The organism is Peptidiphaga gingivicola (assembly GCF_001652275.1).
In the GTDB taxonomy this organism is placed as follows: domain Bacteria; phylum Actinomycetota; class Actinomycetes; order Actinomycetales; family Actinomycetaceae; genus Peptidiphaga; species Peptidiphaga gingivicola.
Map to the genome: position 1 here is coordinate 1,231,066 of NZ_LVZK01000001.1, position 19,058 is coordinate 1,250,123.

Annotated in this window: 14 protein-coding genes and 1 tRNA gene; 14 read left to right on the forward strand and 1 reads right to left on the reverse strand. The window is 61.9% G+C overall.

Going from position 1 to position 19,058, the window contains the following annotated elements; genetic code table 11:
• Positions 1–262: 262 nt before the first annotated feature.
• The 5 genes from A4H34_RS05070 to rplA all read left to right on the forward strand — a co-directional run bounded on the left by A4H34_RS05070 (position 263) and on the right by rplA (position 2,894).
• Positions 263–334, forward strand: a tRNA-Trp gene (locus tag A4H34_RS05070).
• Positions 335–397: 63 nt separating this feature from the next.
• Positions 398–655 carry a preprotein translocase subunit SecE gene (secE, locus tag A4H34_RS05075; protein WP_009199287.1) on the forward strand — a complete coding sequence of 86 codons (258 nt, stop codon included), beginning with the start codon at positions 398–400 and terminating at the stop codon, positions 653–655.
• Between the two features lie 58 nt (positions 656–713).
• Positions 714–1,538, forward strand: a complete 825-nt coding sequence (gene nusG, locus A4H34_RS05080) for a transcription termination/antitermination protein NusG (RefSeq protein WP_064231284.1) — start codon at positions 714–716, stop codon at positions 1,536–1,538.
• A gap of 111 nt (positions 1,539–1,649) precedes the next feature.
• Positions 1,650–2,084 carry a 50S ribosomal protein L11 gene (rplK, locus tag A4H34_RS05085; RefSeq protein ID WP_040323287.1) on the forward strand — a complete coding sequence of 145 codons (435 nt, stop codon included), beginning with the start codon at positions 1,650–1,652 and terminating at the stop codon, positions 2,082–2,084.
• Between the two features lie 93 nt (positions 2,085–2,177).
• Positions 2,178–2,894, forward strand: a complete 717-nt coding sequence (gene rplA / locus A4H34_RS05090; RefSeq protein ID WP_009199284.1) for a 50S ribosomal protein L1 — start codon at positions 2,178–2,180, stop codon at positions 2,892–2,894.
• A 238-nt stretch (positions 2,895–3,132) separates the two neighbouring features.
• Here the strand turns inward: rplA and A4H34_RS05095 are convergent, their stop codons facing one another.
• Positions 3,133–3,699 carry a YbaK/EbsC family protein gene (locus A4H34_RS05095; protein ID WP_064231285.1) on the reverse strand — a complete coding sequence of 189 codons (567 nt, stop codon included), beginning with the start codon at positions 3,697–3,699 and terminating at the stop codon, positions 3,133–3,135.
• A 546-nt stretch (positions 3,700–4,245) separates the two neighbouring features.
• Here A4H34_RS05095 and A4H34_RS05100 point away from each other — a divergent pair.
• The 9 genes from A4H34_RS05100 (at position 4,246) to A4H34_RS05140 (ending at position 18,965) form a co-directional block, all read left to right on the forward strand.
• The gene (locus A4H34_RS05100; protein WP_082903076.1) at positions 4,246–4,779 is read left to right on the forward strand and encodes a mesoderm induction early response protein 1; all 534 of its coding nucleotides are present in this window, start codon (positions 4,246–4,248) and stop codon (positions 4,777–4,779) included.
• A 203-nt stretch (positions 4,780–4,982) separates the two neighbouring features.
• A complete protein-coding gene (locus A4H34_RS05105) occupies positions 4,983–5,345 on the forward strand; it encodes a mesoderm induction early response protein 1 (protein ID WP_156510263.1) in 363 nt (120 codons plus the stop codon).
• A 626-nt stretch (positions 5,346–5,971) separates the two neighbouring features.
• Positions 5,972–6,508 carry a hypothetical protein gene (locus A4H34_RS05110; RefSeq protein ID WP_064231288.1) on the forward strand — a complete coding sequence of 179 codons (537 nt, stop codon included), beginning with the start codon at positions 5,972–5,974 and terminating at the stop codon, positions 6,506–6,508.
• A 533-nt stretch (positions 6,509–7,041) separates the two neighbouring features.
• Entirely contained in the window at positions 7,042–8,211 is a 1,170-nt protein-coding gene (locus tag A4H34_RS05115) for a glycosyltransferase family protein (RefSeq protein WP_197480422.1), read from the forward strand.
• A gap of 153 nt (positions 8,212–8,364) precedes the next feature.
• Positions 8,365–8,991, forward strand: coding sequence for a uridine kinase (udk, locus tag A4H34_RS05120; RefSeq protein WP_009199277.1), 627 nt, complete (start codon positions 8,365–8,367; stop codon positions 8,989–8,991).
• 332 nt (positions 8,992–9,323) lie between these two features.
• Positions 9,324–9,845 (forward strand): 50S ribosomal protein L10, encoded by a 522-nt coding sequence (rplJ, locus tag A4H34_RS05125; protein WP_064231290.1) that lies wholly within the window; start codon positions 9,324–9,326, stop codon positions 9,843–9,845.
• 63 nt (positions 9,846–9,908) lie between these two features.
• Entirely contained in the window at positions 9,909–10,298 is a 390-nt protein-coding gene (gene rplL / locus A4H34_RS05130) for a 50S ribosomal protein L7/L12 (RefSeq protein ID WP_009199274.1), read from the forward strand.
• A gap of 1,238 nt (positions 10,299–11,536) precedes the next feature.
• Positions 11,537–14,998 carry a DNA-directed RNA polymerase subunit beta gene (gene rpoB, locus A4H34_RS05135; protein WP_064231291.1) on the forward strand — a complete coding sequence of 1,154 codons (3,462 nt, stop codon included), beginning with the start codon at positions 11,537–11,539 and terminating at the stop codon, positions 14,996–14,998.
• A gap of 82 nt (positions 14,999–15,080) precedes the next feature.
• Complete coding sequence (locus A4H34_RS05140) at positions 15,081–18,965, forward strand: DNA-directed RNA polymerase subunit beta' (RefSeq protein WP_064231292.1); 3,885 nt, start codon at positions 15,081–15,083, stop codon at positions 18,963–18,965.
• Positions 18,966–19,058: the final 93 nt, after the last annotated feature.

The following is a 19,058-nucleotide window of genomic DNA, read 5'->3' on the forward strand; positions in this document are numbered from 1 at the left end:
AGATCGAAGGCGCGGCGTCGTCGGCCCGCGAGGGCGCGACGTGCGGGGAGGCAGCCCTGCCCTGCACCTGCGCGGCGGGCTAAAAAAGGGTCCGATCGGACCGCGGGAGGGCGCTTGACGCTGTGGCCCGGCGGTTCGGACGTTGCGATTCGGGCAGACGGATGACGCGGAGCGGGCAAACGTGTACAATTTTGTGAGTTGTCTCCAGATTGGTGGCACTACGCCAATAATATAAGGCATAATGTCAGGAGCGAACAGCCGAAGGGTAGTGGCGCAATGGTAGCGCATCGGTCTCCAAAACCGGCGGTTGGGGGTTCGAATCCCTCCTACCCTGCAAGGCGGCTCATGGGTCCATGGGCCGCCTTTATTCCATTGCACGACGAGTGAAGGACGCCACGTGACTGCAGCAAGCGCATCGAAGGCCAAAGGAGCCAAAGGCAAGGCCTCCGATGAGAAGAAGAGGCGCAACGTCTTCGCGCGGATCGCCCTGTTCATTCGCCAGATCTTCGCCGAGCTGAAGAAGGTTCAGCGGCCCACCCGCGAAGAGCTCGGGCAGATGTTCTCGACGGTTCTCGCCTTTGTGGCAATCATCATGATCGTCGTCGGCCTTCTCGACCTTGGATTCGGCCGCCTGACCTTCTGGGTCTTCGGGTAGCCTCTGGGTTTTCGGGTAGTCTTGGCCGTTCGGACAAACGAGTAGAAAGCAGTAAAGCGTGGCTGACGATATCTTTGAGCCCGTTGCCGATGCGTCGGAAGCCGGCGTCGAAGAGCTTCGGTTCGATTCCGGCGAGGGGCGTTCGGATCCCTCCGGCGACGTCGGACCGGCACACGATCAGACAGGGGAGCCTGCCCCCGAGCCTTCCGACGATTCCTCGCTCTCGGAGGAGGAAGAAGCGGCGAAGGCCGTGGAGGAGGCCCGCGCGAACCTCGTGACCGAGGACGAGGTGCGCGACAAGCTCAAGGGCCTAAACGGGCGTTGGTACGTCCTTCACACCTATTCGGGTTACGAGAAGCGCGTCAAGCAGGACCTCGAGGTGCGCATGCACTCGATGAACATGGAGGATTACATCTTCCAGATCGAGGTCCCCATGGAGGAGGTCTTCGAGATCCGCCGGGGCCAGCGCAAGCTCGTCTCTCGCGTGCGCATGCCGGGCTATGTGCTCATTCGCATGGATCTGACGGACGATTCGTGGCGAGTGGTGCAATCGACCAACGGAGTGACCGGATTCGTCGGCAACGGCCGCACACCGGTCGCGCTTTCCGAGAATGAGGTCGTCTCGATGCTCACCCCGGTGATCGAGGCGGAGGCCGCGGCCGAGGCTGTCGCCGCCGGAAAGGCCGCAAGTCCGACGCCGGCCACCCTTTCTCCGTACGCGGTCGGCGACGCCGTCACTTTGACCTCGGAGCCGTGGGCGGGAATGCCGGCCACCGTTTCCGAAGTCGACGCAGCCAACCAGCGGCTCACGGTGCTCATGACCCTCGTCGGCCAGGAAACCCCCGTCGAGCTTTCGTTCAACCAGGTGCGCAAAGACGACTGAAATTCGTTCAAGATCACGCCAGGCAAAATTGAGCCTGGCGTGATTCGCGCGTAACGTTGACAGATGGTCGCCGCCTCTGCCATTGCGGCGATTGACAAGAAAGGACCCTATATGCCTCCCAAGAAGAAGGTTGCAGGTTACATCAAGCTCCAGATCCAGGCTGGGGCGGCGACGCCTGCTCCGCCGATCGGCCCGGCTCTGGGCCAGCACGGCGTCAACATCATGGAGTTCTGCAAGGCCTACAACGCCGCGACGGAATCCCAGCGCGGCAACGTGATCCCCGTCGAGATCACCGTTTACGAGGACCGCTCGTTCACCTTTGTGACGAAGACGCCTCCGGCCGCCGAGCTCATCAAGAAGGCCGCTGGCGTGGCCAAGGGCTCGTCTACGCCTCACAACAACAAGGTCGGGCATTTGACGGCCGAGCAGCTCCGCGAAATCGCCAAGACGAAGGAACCGGACCTCAACGCCAACGACCTCGACAACGCCGCCCGCATCATCGCGGGAACCGCTCGTTCCATGGGAGTCACCAGCGACGAGATCTGATCGCTTCCCGGCGCGTGCAAGCGCCGTGAACGGATCGTGGAAGGGCCTGCGCGGGCCCCATGACCACAAACTGCTCATTAAGGAGAACAGTCAATGGCAAAGCGCTCTAAGAACTACCGCAACGCCGCTCAGAAGATCGCTGACGGCGTCCTCTACAGCCCCCTCGAGGCAATGCGCCTCGCGAAGGAGACGTCTACCACGAAGTTCGACGCGACCGTCGAGGTCGCGTTCCGCCTTGGAGTCGACCCCCGCAAGGCCGACCAGATGGTCCGTGGAACCGTCAACCTTCCGCACGGCACCGGCAAGACCGCCAGGGTCCTCGTCTTCGCCGTCGGTCCGCGTGCGCAGGAGGCTATCGACGCCGGAGCCGACGAAGTCGGCGGCGACGAGCTGATTGAGAAGGTCGCAGGAGGCTACACCGATTTCGACGCCGCAGTGGCGACCCCTGACCTCATGGGCAAGGTCGGCCGCCTCGGCCGCGTTCTCGGCCCCCGCGGCCTCATGCCCAACCCGAAGACGGGCACGGTGACGATGGACGTCGCCAAGGCCGTTTCTGACATCAAGGGCGGCCGCATCGAATTCCGCGTGGACAAGAACGGCAACCTTTCCTTCGTCGTCGGCAAGGCGTCTTTCACCCCCGAGCAGCTCGTCGAGAACTACGCTGCGGCCCAGGAGGAGGTCCTTCGCCTCAAACCCTCGACGTCGAAGGGCCGCTACCTGCTCAAAGGCACGGTCGCGACCACGATGGGGCCGGGCATTCCGCTCGACACGAGCAAGACCCGCAATCTCACGTCGGAAGATCCGTCCTGACTCCATCGCGTAAGCGAGTGAAAACCCCGCCAACCAGCGTGATTGGCGGGGTTTTCGCTTATTTTATGGTTGTGTGAGAGGACGGCTTTTATGGTTGTGTGAGAGGACGGCGCCTGCGTTGTCCTAGGAGGCCCAAGCGTTCGGAACGCTGAAAATTCCCGTGGCACAGAGAAACGAACGGGGGCCGACGGCGAGTCTGTTGAATCGTCGAGCCGGTCTGCTTGGCTGGATCCTCGGGCTACTCGACGGCAAGACCCTCAATGACTTCCGCCCCGGGGAGTGCGGTGAGGAATCCATCGGGGACAAAGAGCTTCGAACGGCGCAGCCCCGAGCCGATGCATGACCAGCCTTCGGCGCAGCGCGAGTCGATGAGCAGGCGCCACGGCGCCGGCACTCCCACCGGGGTGATTCCTCCGTATTCCATCCCCGAAGCTTCCACCGCCCGCTCCTGCGGCCAGAAGGAAGCCTTGCGCACGTCGAGGGTCCTCTTCACGGTGTGGTTGACGTCGGCGTTGGTGGTGGCGCGGACGACGCACGCAGCGATTCTCTCTTCGCCCGCTCGTTTCCCGGCGACGAGGATGCAGTTCGACGACAGGGCGAGGTCCATGCCGAACGCCTCTGTCATCGTTTCGGTGCCGGCGAGCTCTGGGTCGATCTCGGCCACCCGGACCTTTGCCGCCAGATTTGGGTGGGTCGCCGCGATCGCCTGAAGGGCGGCCGCCGTCGGAGGCGCCAGCAGTTCCAGGTTCTCCAAGGCCGGCAGTGTCGCCAAGGTTCCGCTTCCTGGGATATCGACGTCGTTCATGTTTTATCCTTCTCGATTCGCTGCATGCATCCTTTCAATCGTCGTGCGCAGCAGAGCCGTCTGTCAACAGTCTGTGTAGCCGTGGCGACGCCAAGCGAGGGTGGCAGGAACCCGCTTCGCCTGTTCCTTGGGAACTCAGTCTTTAGGGAACATAGATCGTTTGGTCTTTAGGAACCCATTTCGTCTGCTCTTTTTTGCAGACAGTCTGAACAGTTTCTCTAGTTCTGAGTTAGTCTTGAAGCTCTGTTTCGTCGATGATATTTTGGACCCAACTGACCACAGAATTGTTCGTCTTGAACAACCAAATCACGCAAGAATGCAAGGTTTCTTTTCACAGAGGAGCGGCTATGACGTTCATGAAATGCAACTCTGCTTGCTTCTTCTATGGATACAAGGGATCTCGGTGATTTCATGGGGCGTGCTAAAGAGCAACGATGGCTTCGTTTCTCAAAACGATGGTGGAAGGAACCAAGGTGTTTGAGATGGTCTCTATTGAGTGTCGATGTTGTGCCATCGCGTTCGTCTGGACTGTGAAAGGAAACCAAATTGTATAAGGGCATCTACATCGGGATCAGAGCGGTTGTAGCGATTCTGGCTTTTGTCACGCTTCATCGCCTTTTCTTTGTTCCACCGTCAATCGAATCTGGTGTGGGAGGCAACGAGTATTCCTCGTGTCATCCTGTTGCATGGAACTTCAGAGGCGATCTGGTGCCTCTATCGGATGACGCTTTCGACGTTGAGAATCCCGATGATGTGCAAGCGTATGTTGATGGAGCCGTTTCATACAAGCTTGAAGTCAAGGACGCGATACTCAGAAGAGTGCACGAAGCGTGCAAGGAGGCGCGTCATGAGCGTGGGATTGTCATTGTCGTTGCCTCGATCTTTTTCGCCGTCGTGTTCCTGTCGGTGCCCAAGCCGCGAAGGTCTCGCAATGGCGCAGGAACCCGCGAGATGTCTAACGGCACGGGGCAAAATGCCGTTGCCGGAGGAGAGAATGCCGCTTTCATGACAGAGGAAAAGGGCACGGCCTTAGGCGACAGGGACGAGACGGATTTCAGGCGAGGTACGGAATCGAACTAGTTTCGGCCTGCCTGAGCCTGCTGCCGAGGCCATCGCGGAGCAGGATACGGATACGAAGGCCAGACTTGACCAAATGGCACAGGGCATCCGCGGCAATCGTACCGATCCGTGGTCGAAGAAAACCGAACCGCATACAGGCAATAAGCACAACGTGAAAGGAAACCGAATTGTCTAGATCGACGTACCTGATTACTCGGTCGCTCGTGGCGCTCACGGCCTTCGTCGTCTTCCTATGGCTGTTTTTCGTCCCACCCACAATCCAAGCCGGCGGAAGCGACAACAGTTATCGTGGGTGCCACTCGGTTGGCTGGAACTTCCTGGGCGATTTCTATCTGATGACCGGAAGGTTCGATGTTGAGAATCCCCAGAAAATCAAAAAGTATGTAGAAGGGGCCAACACGAGCGTGCGACCTGAAGATGACGTGGTGGCACCGACCATACATGAGGCCTGCAAGGAGGCTCGGCAGGGGCGAAGCACGCTCATTAACGCCGCATTGGCTTTCTTTGCGGTCGCCTTCCTTTCGATCCCCAAACCGAAGTCGCCTCGCGAAATATCTGCCGGTTAGGTCTCCGCCCGCTCCGATCCCCAGGAGCGCGCCGCAGTTACAAACGCCTGCGCTGAAGAGGTTTATCGACTGTCTCGATGGCGCAGCCGGCTAATCCGATTCGCTGCATGCATCCTTTCGATCGTCGTGCTCCGCTAAGCCGTCTGTCAACAGTCTGTGTAGCTGTGGCGACGCCAAGCGAGGGTGGCAGGAACCCGCTTCGCCTGTTCCTTGGGAGCTCGGTCTTTGGGAACCCGTATCGTTTGTTCTTGAGAGATCCATTTCGTCTGCTCTTTTTTGCAGACAGTCTGAACGGTTTCTCTAGTTCTGAGTTGGTCTTGAAGCTCTGTTTCGTCGATGATATTTTGATCTTGGCCGATCGAAAGATTGGTACACGGAAAGACTGAGTCACGCAAGACGCCAGGATTTCTTCTACTGAGGAGCGGCTATGACGTTCATGAAATGCAACTCTGCTTGCTTCTTCTATGGATACAAGGGATCTCGGTGATTTCATGGGGCGTGCTAAAGAGCAACGATGGCTTCGTTTCTCAAAACGATGGTGGAAGGAACCAAGGTGTTTGAGATGGTCTCTATTGAGTGTCGATGTTGTGCCATCGCGTTCGTCTGGACTGTGAAAGGAAACCAAATTGTATAAGGGCATCTACATCGGGATCAGAGCGCTCGTGGCACTTGTGGCGTTCTTTACGGTGCGTCATCTCTTCCTCACGCCTCCTTCAATCGACAGTGGAGGCGCGCGCGGCAATGTGTACTCTTCGTGCCACGCAGTCGGATGGAGTTTCAATGATGACTTGGATCCTCTAATAACAGATTCATTCGACGTCGAGAGCACCGAAAAGGTTCAAGAGTATGTAGACGGGGCGCTTTCGTACAAGATGGAGGTCAATGACGAGATCAGAAAGGACATTCAGAGGCTCTGCCGGGAGGCGCGTCATGAGCGTGGGATTGTCATTGTCGTTGCCTCGATCTTTTTCGCCGTCGTGTTCCTGTCGGTGCCCAAGCCGGGAAGGTCTCGCAACGGCGCAGGAACCCGCGAGACGTCTAACGGCACGGGGCAAAAGGCCGCTGCCGGAGGAGAGAATGCCGCTTTCATGACAGGGGAAAAGGGCACGGCCTTAGGCGACGGGAACGAGACGGATTTCAGGCGAGGTACGGAATCGAACTAGTTTCGGCCTGCCTGAGCCTGCTGAAGCATCCCGGCACGCCCTGCGCCGGGGCGCTTCAGCAACTTCGTTGCGTTAGACGGTCTCTGTACGCCGGAAGTTCCTTGAGATAGGGCATGCGGCTGCCGCTTTTGTCGCTCTGAATTTTTCGCCTTGCCCATGCCGGTCGGGTTTATGGAGGCCCTTCGTCGCGTCCCTTCCGCAACTGCCTTTCTCTACGGCGCCTCTCTCCACGGCTCCTCGTTGGTGGTTTTTTGTGGGATTCGATAAAAGATGATGTGTGCAGGCGTTTCATCGCCTACCCTTGACTCGTGATCCGCGAGACTGGGAAGGGCGTTGCTCGTCGTGCTGTGGGTGGGGCGATTTCGTTTTTCAGACGGGACGGGGTCTTGGCCTTTCTGCTCATTTGTATATCGCTCGGGTGGAGCCTCGTAGCGGTCAGCGAGGGTACTCAGATCAGTCGGTATGACGAGTGGACATACATTGATTATGCCCGCAAGGTGGCGGTTGGGCATATTCCGATTCAGGGGGAGCCTTTGGCTGCGCAAAGTCTGGAGGACTGGTCCTGCCGTGGAATGGAAGGCGGAATCCGCGACGTCACGCCGCCTGAATGCGGATCGATCTACAAACGCACGCCCGCGACGTCGTGGCCGTTCAAGGGCGAGAACTACAACGCATTCCATCCGCCTACCTATTTCTTCGCGGCGGGGCTCGGCGGCCAGACGATCTCCGAGCTCACGGGCGTCGATTTCGTGACCGGCGCCAGGCTGGTGTCCGCGGGGTTCGTCGCCCTCGGCGTCGCCGGCCTCTTTCTCGCCATCAGGGCGTGGAGAGTCAATCGCCTCGCCGCGTTCTCCGGGGCGCTTCTGGCTTTGACGACGCCGGCCGTTGCGGCGTCGTCCGCGATAGTCCACAACGACGCGATCACACTTCTCGCGGGCGACGCTGCCGTCTGGGTTGGCGCGCGAATATTCGCCCGCTACAAGCTCGGCTGGGGGGTCCCCGCCTTCCTGGCCTTCATCGTCTCCTCATTCCGTGTGGTGTCGCTGGGGGCTATGCTGGCCGTCGCCGGCGTCGTGCTGCTCGCATGCTTCATGCCGAAAGTCTTCGGCCTGCTGGCCGACGACAGACAGGACTTGAGCAGAATCTTCGGCGCGACAGTGGGAGCCGCGGCTGTTCCCTACCTGTTTTGGAACCAGTTCCAGGCGGTGCGCACGCCCCCCGGGTACATTCCGGCGATCGACGGGCTGTCGACGATCAAGTTGAAAGACAGCGCGTTGCACTACGTGGTTCCCACCCTTATCGACGCCTACGGGCTGACCGATCCGCGCACCGACTTCTACATGCAGCCCGGCCTGAAATCCGGCGCCACGTTCGCATGGGCGGGCATTCTCTACATTTTCTACATCGTCCTTCTGATCGTTTCGGTTGTCTGCATGTGGAAGGCAGTGGACAGGCGCGGCCTCATTTTGAGTACGGCTATATCGCCGTTCGTGACGGCTCTGGTCGTGCAGGTACGCGAAATCATGACGACGAGCGGTTACTTCGACGTCGTGTCGGGGAGGTACGCCATGAGCACAGTCGCCCTGCACTGCGCGCTCGCAGCCGTGCTGTGCAACGGAAAGCGAGCGAAGTGGCTCTTCGTTTTCGCTGTGGCTGGGTGCGTCTTCATGTCCGTCGGGGTCGCGATGGCCAAGGTCCCGTAGGTCTGAGCCGACGACGGGGGAGAGGCCGGTTCGACGACGGGCGGAGGGCCGATCTGCGGCGGGGAGAGAGGAACGGTGCGCGGCGTCGGCGCGGATTGGGGTGCGGCGGTTCTGACGCGTACCGTAGTTGCGACGCACATCAGGAGCACATGGATGGAAGGACGCGTGATGGCCTCGCTGACAGTGGGCGTTGCCGGAGGCACGGGAAGCGGAAAAACCACCCTGACGAGGAAGCTTGTGGAGCGGTTTCCCGGCAAGTCCTCCGTCGTCTTCCACGACAGTTACTACAAGGCCCACGACGACCTTGCCTATGAGGAACGGTGCCTGCTCAACTACGATCACCCGGACGCATTCGACAACGATCTGATGGTCGAGCATCTTCGCCGACTCGCCGCAGGGCGGCCCGTTGAGTGTCCGGTTTACGACTACTCCAGCTACAATCGGTCGGATAGAACTAGGCGGATCGAGCCCGCGCCGATTATCGTGGTCGAGGGAATCCTCATATACGCCGCGCCCGAAATATGCGAGCTGCTCGACATCAAAGTCTTCGTCGACACCGACGCCGACGTGAGAATCCTCCGGCGCATCAAGCGCGACGTCGTCGAACGTGGGCGGACGCTCGAATCCGTGGAGCGTCAGTACCTGACGACGGTCAAGCCGATGCACGAGCTCTATGTGGAGCCGTCGAAGCGCAATGCGGACATCATCGTTCCCAACGGAGGTCACAACCTCGTTGCGCTCGACATGCTCATCAACAAGGTCGAGAGGGCGATCGGCTGAGGCCGGGTAGGCGTGGCGATCCGCCGAAGGCACGGCAGTCTGCCGAGAGGAGCCTAGGTGCGACGATCGGCCGAGGACAGAACGGCAGGGCGCAGCGGCATGACTGCGGACAACGCAAGCGGCCGCGCGGCCGAGGCCTATACGGTTTGCGCATCGGGGATGTTTCCAATAAACTAAGCGACGCCAAAGACCGCAGGTTGCCCGTCGCCAAACGGGACGAAACTCGCAAGAGGCCGGCGCAGGTGAGAGAACGAGGACCTTACAGCCCCGTGCGCCTGCGCGGGGCTTTTGCGTGTTCGGATACTTGCGGCAGACGACCGAAGGGAGGCCCTATGGCACGGACCGACAAGTCAGCAGCCATTGCCGAGCTCAAGAAGAAGTTCGAGAGCTCGGACGCCGTGCTGCTCACTGAATACCGCGGCCTGACCGTGATGCAGCTCAAGACGCTGCGTCGCGCGATCGGCGCCAACGCTCAGTTCAAGGTCGCCAAGAACACGCTGGCAAAAATTGCGGCCAAGGAAGCCGGGATCGAAGGCCTCGACGACCTTCTGACCGGACCCACCGCATTCGCCTTCGTCACCGGTGAAATTGCCGACACCGCCAAGGCCATTCGCGATTTCGCCAAGGACAATCCGGCACTCCTCGTCAAGGGCGGAGTCCTTGAGGGCAACCTGCTCTCGGAGGACGACGTCAAGAAGCTTGCTGATCTCGAGTCTCGCGAGGTGCTCCTCAGCAAGGCCGCACGCGTGCTCAAGGCTGCTCTGTTCCAGGCGGCATACGTTTTCCAGGCGCCCGTGTCAAAGACGGTGCGCACCATCGACGCGCTGCGCGCGAAAGAAGAAGCGGCTGCCTGATCGGCGCCGCGCAATCAACAGATACATCTGCTCGCGTAGCAGGCATCAGGAAGGAAGGCCATCATGGCTAAGCTCACCATCGAAGAGCTCATCGCTGCATTCAAGGAGCTCACCCTCGTTGAGCTCAACGAATTCGTCAAGGCGTTCGAAGAGGAGTTCGACGTCACCGCCGCGGCTCCCGTTGCCGCCGTCGCCGCGGCCCCGGCCGCCGGTGGAGAGGCCGCCGCCGTCGAAGAGGAGAAGGACTCGTTCGACGTCGTTCTTGAGGCTGCCGGCGACAAGAAGGTCGCGGTCATCAAGGAAGTTCGTGCCCTGACCTCCCTCGGCCTCAAGGAGGCCAAGGACCTCGTCGATTCGGCTCCCAAGGCCGTTCTCGAGGGCGTCGATAAGGAGGCCGCGAACAAGGCCAAGGAGCAGCTCGAGGGCGCCGGCGCGTCCGTCACCGTCAAGTGACGCGAGCGGCTTAAAACGACGCCAGGCACGCTTACCGCTTCAAAGGGAGCGGGCCGCGTCGAGCCGACGCCCGCCGCGCCAATGTCAGTGGTGAGAACGGCTTAGAGCCAACGCGGCGGTGCCGGAAGCACGTGCGCTTCAGCGTGAATGCGTCGGCGCGAGTTGCGCAACGTCAATGTGGCGCAAGCCAAGGCAAAGGCGCGAACGGCAGCGGTTTCAAGCGGTTTGAATGCTTGGAGCCATCCAAGCGGCTCGGGCCTGAAAGCGGCCTAGGGCTCAAGGTTACTTGAGCCCTAGGCCGCTTCGTTGTCGGTCGCTTTTCCTCGGAGTGCGTTGGCCGGCCTCGGTTTTATCTCGTTTAGAATCACTTTTGTTAGCAGCTCTTGCCGCAAATTCAGGTAGGGGCCTGCTCGTCGAGGTGGGGGATGGACCGGTCATGTGACGGCTCTTCGGAAGCAAGAGGCTATTGAATTGCCGTTTCGAGTTCTCAACTGTCACTGCAAGTTGATAAAGAGTAATATAACTGCCCGACGTGAAAAGTATTTTGTTACATAAGGTTTCTTGTTACATTTAGAAACCAAAAGTCGGAGTTTATGACGTGTGTAGAAATTCTTTATAGCGTTATATTGTTAGAATATTGCAAATCGCCACTGGAAGTCACCTTAATCGCCATGCGTTTATCGTCAACTGTCGTCGATGACGGCATTTTCAAGCGAGCAGTGTGGTCGGCTTGTGGGCTGCGCCGGTTGGTTTGTGGGCCGTGTGGTTGGCTGTGAGCGTTTGTGAGCTGCGTCGGTTGGCGGGCGAGCCGCGCCCACCGGCTTGTGAACGGCGTCTTGTCCAGGGACCCGACGGTGTTTCCCCTCGCCTGCCGCGTCGACGTCGACCTGCAAACGGCTCCTTGACCGGCCTCGCAAAGCGGAGGACGCGAGCGGTGTCCGGCAAACAGCGCTCCGATTCTTGGACGAACGAGGTGCGAGACCGATCTCCGTGAGTCCGATCGCCGCCCCGGACCGCGTCGCACTTGCACATCGCGCTCGGGTGTGGGACAGTTTTCCCGAACGCAGTTGTTCAGTGACGCCTTCCACAGGGCGCGCTGTGGCGCGCACCTGACAGTTGGTGTATTGTAGGTATTTGCTTCGTGTAACTACCAGTGTGTCCAGAAGGCCCTCAAAGCTTGGAAACTATTGGAAATACCCGGATGCGACCGCCTTACCAACGTCAGGGAAGGAACCCCTTTGGCTGCTTCGCGCACCTATTCGCTCTCCGCACGCAATGGAAAGCCGGTCGTTGACCGCGTTTCCTTTGCCAAGATTCACGAGCCTCTTCAACCCCCGAACCTCCTGGGCCTGCAGACCGACAGCTTCGGTTGGCTCGTCGGCTCCGAGCAGTGGACCTCGCGGAACCCCGGTTCCCAATCCGGCCTCGAGGAGATCTTCGAAGAGATTTCCCCCATTGAAAACGCAGCCCAAACCATGGGTCTCGTGCTTTCCTCCCCGCACCTGGAGGATCCCAAATACTCCATCGCCGAATGCCGCGAGCGCGATCTGACGTACGCCGCTCCGCTGTACGTGACAGCCGAATTCCAAAACTACGAGACCGGCGAGATCAAAAGCCAGACCACGTTTATCGGCGACTTCCCGCTCATGACCGAGCGTGGAACGTTCATCATCAACGGCACCGAGCGCGTCGTCGTCTCTCAGCTTGTGCGCTCGCCGGGCGTGTACTACGAGCGGCTCGCCGACAAAACTTCCGACAAAGACGTGTTCAACGTCAAGATCATTCCCTCGCGCGGAGCCTGGCTCGAATTCGAGATCGACAAGCGCGACGCCGTCGGAGTGCGCGTGGACCGCAAGCGCAAGCAGTCGGTGACGGTCTTCCTCAAGGCCCTCGGCATGAGCGAGTCAGAGATCCGTGAAATCTTCGGCGATTTCCCGGCGCTCATCGAGACGCTCGAGAAGGACACCGTGCACACCCAAGAAGAGGCTTTGACGGACCTGTACCGCAAGCTTCGCCCGGGCGAGCCGCCGACGGCCGAGGCCGGGCGCGCGCTTCTCAACAATTTCTACTTCAACACGAAGCGCTACGACACTGCCAAGGTCGGCCGCTTCAAGCTCAACAAGAAGCTCGGCCTCGACCCGGCCAACGAGTCACGCCAGCTCGGCATCTCTGACATCACGGCCGTGCTGCGCTATCTTTTAGCGCTTCACGCCGGGCATGAGAAGGTCGTGTGCGGCGAGGGCGGCGCCGAAGTGGAGATCGAGACCGACGACATCGACCACTTCGGCAACCGTCGCATTCGCGCCGTCGGCGAGCTCATCCAGAATCAGGTTCGCACCGGGCTTTCGCGTTTGGACCGCATGGTTCGCGAGCGCATGACGACGCAGGAGGCGGAAGCCATCACACCGTCCTCGCTCATCAACATCCGGCCGATCGTCGCAGCCATCAAAGAGTTCTTCGGAACGTCGCAGCTTTCGCAGTTCATGGATCAGAACAACCCCCTCGCGGGCCTGACCCACAAGCGTCGCCTCTCGGCTCTTGGCCCCGGCGGCCTCTCCCGCGACCGCGCCGGCATGGAAGTGCGCGACGTCCACTCGTCCCACTACGGCCGCATGTGCCCGATCGAGACTCCCGAAGGCCCGAACATCGGCCTCATCGGGTCCCTTGCCTCGTTCGCGCGCATCAACCCCTTCGGCTTCATCGAGACGCCCTACCGGGTGGTGAACAACGGCGTCGTCACGGACGAGATCGTCTACCTCCAAGCGGACGACGAGGACAGGGCCGTCATCGCACAGGCCGAGGTGCCGCTCGACGAGAACAACCGCTTCGTCGACGAAGAAGTGCTGTGCCGGATGCCGGGCGGCGAGCCCGCCCTCGTCCCAGTCGACGAGATCGACTTCATGGACGTTTCGGCGCGGCAAATGTGCTCGGTGGGAACCGCCATGATCCCGTTCCTCGAGCACGACGACGCCAACCGAGCCCTTATGGGCGCCAATATGCAGCGCCAGGCCGTTCCGCTCATCCGCCCCTCCGCCCCGTACGTGGGCACGGGCATGGAGATGCGATCCGCGGTCGACGCCGGCGACGTCACCGTGGCCAAAGAGCCCGGGGTCGTTTTGGAGGTCGACGCCGACTCCGTCGTCGTCGAGCAGGACAGCGGGCGCCATGTGACGTACAAGCTGACGAAGTTCGACCGCTCCAACCCCGGAAACTGCACCAACCAGCAGGTTGTGGTCGGCCCCGGGGACAGGCTGGAGGCCGGGACGCTCATCGCGGACGGGCCGGCGACCGAAGGCGGAGAGCTCGCCCTCGGCCAGAACCTCCTCGTCGCGTTCATGACGTGGAACGGCTTCAACTACGAGGACGCGATCATTCTCTCCGAGCGTTGCGTCAAGGACGATCTGCTCACCTCGATTCACATTGAGGAGCACGAGGTCGATGCGCGCGACACGAAGCTGGGGCCCGAGGAGATCACCCGAGACATCCCCAACGTCTCAGACGAGATGCTTTCTCACCTGGACGAGCACGGCGTCATCCGGATCGGCGCCGAGGTTCAGGCGGGGGACATCCTCGTCGGAAAGATCACGCCGAAAGGCGAAACCGAGCTGACCAGTGAGGAGCGCCTGCTTCGCGCGATCTTCGGCGAGAAGGCCAAAGAGGTTCGCGACACCTCGCTGCGGGTCCCCCACGGGGAGTCGGGAATCGTCATCGGCGTCCGCCAGTTCACGAAAGACAACAACGACGAGCTGGCCTCCGACGTCAACGAGACGGTTCGCGTCTACATCGCCCAGCGCCGCAAGATCACGATCGGCGACAAGATGGCGGGACGCCACGGAAACAAGGGTGTCATCTCGCGAATTCTCCCCGTCGAAGACATGCCTTTCATGGAGGACGGCACGCCCGTCGACATCATCCTCAACCCGCTGGGCGTTCCCGGCCGCATGAACCTCGGCCAGGTCTACGAGCTGCACCTGGGATGGATCGCCAGCCAGGGGTGGGACGCCAGCGCCGCGCGCGAGGCCGGTGAAGCATGGGCGGAGCGTCTTCCCGAGGCGACGGTCAAGGGCAAGCCGGGCCAGCACGTTGCGACGCCGGTGTTCGACGGCGTCCGAGGCGACGAGCTTGCGGGCCTCCTCGGTTCGACCCTGCCCAACCGCGACGGCGAGGTCCTCGTCAACGCGGAAGGCAAGGCGAGGCTGTTCGACGGCCGCTCGGGCGAGCCCTTCCCCGAGCCAATCTCGGTCGGCTACATGTACATGCTCAAGCTGCACCACCTCGTGGACGACAAGATCCACGCCCGTTCGACCGGTCCGTACTCGATGGTCACCCAACAGCCGCTCGGCGGCAAGGCCCAGTTCGGCGGACAGCGCTTCGGCGAAATGGAGGTGTGGGCCCTCGAAGCTTACGGCGCCTCGCACACCCTGCAGGAGATGCTGACGATCAAGTCCGACGACACCGTTGGCCGCGTCAAGGTCTACGAGGCGATCGTCAAGGGCGACAACGTGCCGGAAGCCGGCATTCCCGAGTCCTTCAAGGTTCTCATCCAGGAGATGCGCTCTCTGTGCCTAAACGTCGAGGCCCTCGACGCCGCGGGGCAGGCCATCAACCTCCAGGACACGGAGGAGGACCAATTCCAACCCCTCGAGCCCGTCGCGATGCCGACCGGCCTGGAGGACCTTACGTCTGGCGCTGACTTCTAAGGGGAGGCCGGGCCAAGCGCCGGCCCGGCCCCTTCCGTCAGCCCGCCGCCACACACTGGTGCTTCATTAGGAAGTAGGAATTTTGCTCGACGTCAATCGTTTCGACCAGCTCCACATCTCACTCGCAACCTCGGACGACGTCCGCACCTGGTCGCACGGCGAGGTGAAGAAGCCCGAGACCATCAACTACCGCACACTCAAGCCCGAACGAGACGGGCTCTTCTGCGAGCGGATCTTCGGCCCCACGCGCGATTGGGAGTGCGCCTGCGGCAAGTACAAGCGCCCGCGATTCAAGGGGATCGTGTGCGAACGCTGCGGCGTGGAAGTCACGCGCTCCAAGGTGCGTCGCGAGCGCATGGGGCACATCGAACTCGCAGCCCCCGTCACCCACATTTGGTATTTCAAGGGCGTTCCCTCGCGTTTGGGGTACCTGCTCGACATCGCCCCCAAGGACCTCGAAAAGGTCATCTACTTCGCCGCCTACATGGTGACCTCGGTGGACGAGGAGGCTCGCCGCCAGGACCTTCCCTCGCTGCAGTCCGAGTACGAGCTTGAGCGCACGGCGATCGAGAAGGCCCTCGCCGTAGACCTCGAAAACCGCCAGAGGAAGCTCGAAACCGACCTTTTGGAGGCTGAACACGAGGGTCAGAAGACCGAGGCGAAGTCTCGCATCAAGCGAGCCGCCGAAGCCGACCTCACCCGCATCCGCAAGCGCGCGGAGGCCGACGTCCTCCGCCTCGACACGGTGTGGGAGCGTTTCTCCAAGCTCAAGGTGGGCGACCTCGAAGGCGACGAGGACCTCTACCGCGAGATGGAGTCGCGTTACTCCGACTATTTTGAGGCTTTCCGCGGGGCCGAGGCCATCAAGCGCAGGCTCGAAACCTTCGACCTGGAAGGCGAGCGCGACCTGCTCGTCGAGGCCATCGAGAGCGGCACGGCCCAGCGCAAGGCCCGCGCGCTCAAGCGCATCAAGGTGGTCAACGCCTTCCTGCACTCGGGCACGAAGCCCACGGCCATGGTCCTCGACGCCCTGCCGGTCATCCCCCCGGATCTGCGCCCGATGGTCCAGCTCGACGGCGGACGCTTCGCGACCTCGGACCTCAACGACCTCTACCGGCGCGTGATCAACCGCAACAACCGCCTCAAGCGCATGCTCGACCTGGGCGCGCCCGAGATCATGGTCAACAACGAGAAGCGGATGCTCCAAGAGGCCGTCGACGCGCTGTTCGACAACGGCCGCCGGGGCCGCCCCGTCCAGGGCGCTGGCAACCGCCCGCTCAAGTCGCTTTCCGACATGCTCAAGGGCAAGCAGGGCCGTTTCCGCCAGAACCTGCTGGGCAAGCGAGTCGACTACTCGGGCCGTTCGGTCATCGTCGTCGGCCCGGACCTCAAGCTGCATCAGTGCGGCCTGCCCACGATCATGGCTTTGGAGCTGTTCAAGCCGTTCGTCCAAAAGCGGCTCGTCGACCTCGACATCGCCAAGAACGTCAAGGCGGCCAAGCGCCTCATCGACCGGCAGCGCCCCGAGGTCTGGGACGTGCTCGAAGAGGTCATCAAGGAGCACCCGGTGCTGCTCAACCGCGCGCCGACCCTTCACCGCCTCGGCATCCAGGCCTTTGAGCCGCAGCTCATCGAGGGCAAGGCCATCCGGCTGCATCCGCTCGTCTGCACGGCCTTCAACGCGGACTTCGACGGGGACCAGATGGCCGTCCATCTGCCGCTGTCCGTGGAGGCTCAGGCTGAGGCCCGCATCCTCATGCTCTCCTCGAACAACATCCTCAAACCGTCCGACGGACGGCCCGTGACGATGCCCTCCCAGGACATGATCATCGGGCTGTTCCACCTCTCGTCGATCCGCGAAGGCCTGGCGGGGGAGGGCCGTTCCTTCTCCTCAATGGCCGAAGCCCGGATGGCCTACGATCTGGGGGAGCTGCACCTCAACGCGAAGTGCAAGATCCGCTTCGAGGGCGACGTCGTTCCGCCGACCGACTGGAGCGCCCCCGAGGGGTGGCAGGCCGGCGACCCCATCGTTCTGGAGACGAGCCTGGGCCGGGCGACCTTCAACGAGACGCTCCCAGTCGATTTCCCGTATGTCAACGAGGCCGTGGACAAGAAGGTCCTCGGACGCATTGTCAACGCCCTGGCCGAACGCTACGAAAAGGTGGCCGTCGGCGCCTCGCTGGACGCGCTCAAGGCCGCCGGCTTCTACTGGGCCGGCCGCTCGGGCGCGACGATCGCCGTGTCCGACGTCGTCGTTCCCGGAACCAAGGCCGAAATCCTCGACGAGGCCGAGAAGGCCGCCTCGCGAATCGAGCACCAGTTCCTTACGGGACGCATTGAGGACGAGGACAGGCGCCGCGACCTCGTCGATCTCTGGTCGGCCGTCACCGATCAGATCGCGAAGGAGATGCGCTCGAACTTCGACGAGATGAACGCGGTCAACAGAATGGTTTCCTCGGGCGCCCGTGGAAACTGGGAGCAGGTCCGTCAGATCGCCGGCATGCGAGGGCTCGTGGCCGATCCGAAGGGATCGATTATCCCGCGTCCGATCAAGTCGAACTATCGCGAGGGTCTGTCGGTCCTCGAATACTTCATCGCCACGCACGGCGCGCGCAAGGGCCTGGCCGACACCGCGCTCCGAACCGCGGATTCGGGGTACCTCACGAGGCGCCTCGTCGACGTCTCGCAGGACGTCATCGTCCGCGAGCGCGACTGCGGCACGAGGCGCGGCCTGTCGAAGGCCATCGCCCACGCGGATTCCGAAGGGGTCCTCGTTCCCGACGAGCAGCTCGACACGACGGTGTACGCGCGGACCTTGGCCCGCGACATCTCGGACGCCGAGGGCAACGTCATCGTCCCGGCGGGCACCGATCTGGGCGACGTCGCGATCGAAAAGCTCATTGCGGCCGGCGTCACGGACGTCTCGGTCCGTTCGGTCCTGACCTGCGAATCTCGCATCGGCACGTGCGCCATGTGCTACGGGCGTTCGATGGCCACCGGAAAGCTCGTCGACATCGGCGAGGCCGTGGGAATCGTCGCGGCCCAGTCCATCGGCGAGCCCGGAACGCAGCTGACGATGCGCACGTTCCACACCGGAGGTTCGGCGTCCGCGGACGACATCACTCAGGGCCTTCCCCGAGTCCAGGAGCTCTTTGAGGCCCGCACGCCGAAGGGCGAGGCGCCGATCGCCGAGTCCGCCGGGCATTTGAAGGTCGAGGACGGAGAGCGCACCCGCCGCCTCATCATTGTGCGCGACGACGGCGACGACGACCTCGTCTACCAGGTGTCCAAGCGCGCCAAGCTCCTCGTCCCCGAGGAAGGCCACGCGAGCGTCGGCCAGCAGCTCGTCGAGGGCTCGGTCGACCCCAAGAAGGTGCTGCGCATCTCGGGTCGGCGCGCGGCCCAGGAGCACATCGTGAGCGAGGTGCAGAGCGTCTACCGCTCGCAGGGCGTGGAGATCCACGACAAGCACATCGAGGTCATCGTCCGCCAGATGCTTCGCCGCGTGACCATTCTCGAAGCCGGAACCACGAAGCTTCTTCCCGGCGAGCTCGTGGACGTCTCGATCTTCGAGGACGAGAACCGCGCGGCCATGTCCGAGGGCGGCAAGCCGGCCTCCGGACGCCCCGAGCTCATGGGCATCACGAAGGCCTCGCTGGCCACCGATTCGTGGCTCTCGGCCGCCTCCTTCCAGGAGACGACCAAGGTGCTCACCGAAGCGGCCCTCAACTCCAAGAGCGACCCCCTGTCGGGCCTCAAGGAGAACGTCATTCTGGGCAAGCTCATCCCGGCCGGAACCGGCTTGGAGCAGCTGCGCTCCACCAGGGTCGAGCCCACGCCCGAGGCGCGCGTCGAATTCGAGAAGAACAACGGATTCAGCCGTCGCGACCTCGAGGCCTTCGACGACGGATTCGGATACAATGATTTCCCCGATTTCGATCTGAGCAGCGGGTACACCGCCTTCTGATCGTAGGAGGCGCACGGGGCGGGAGGCGAAGGCTTCCCGCCCCGCACCGCGTTCTCGGGCTCGGCGGCGAAGCTTCGAAACGTCGCTCGCGGA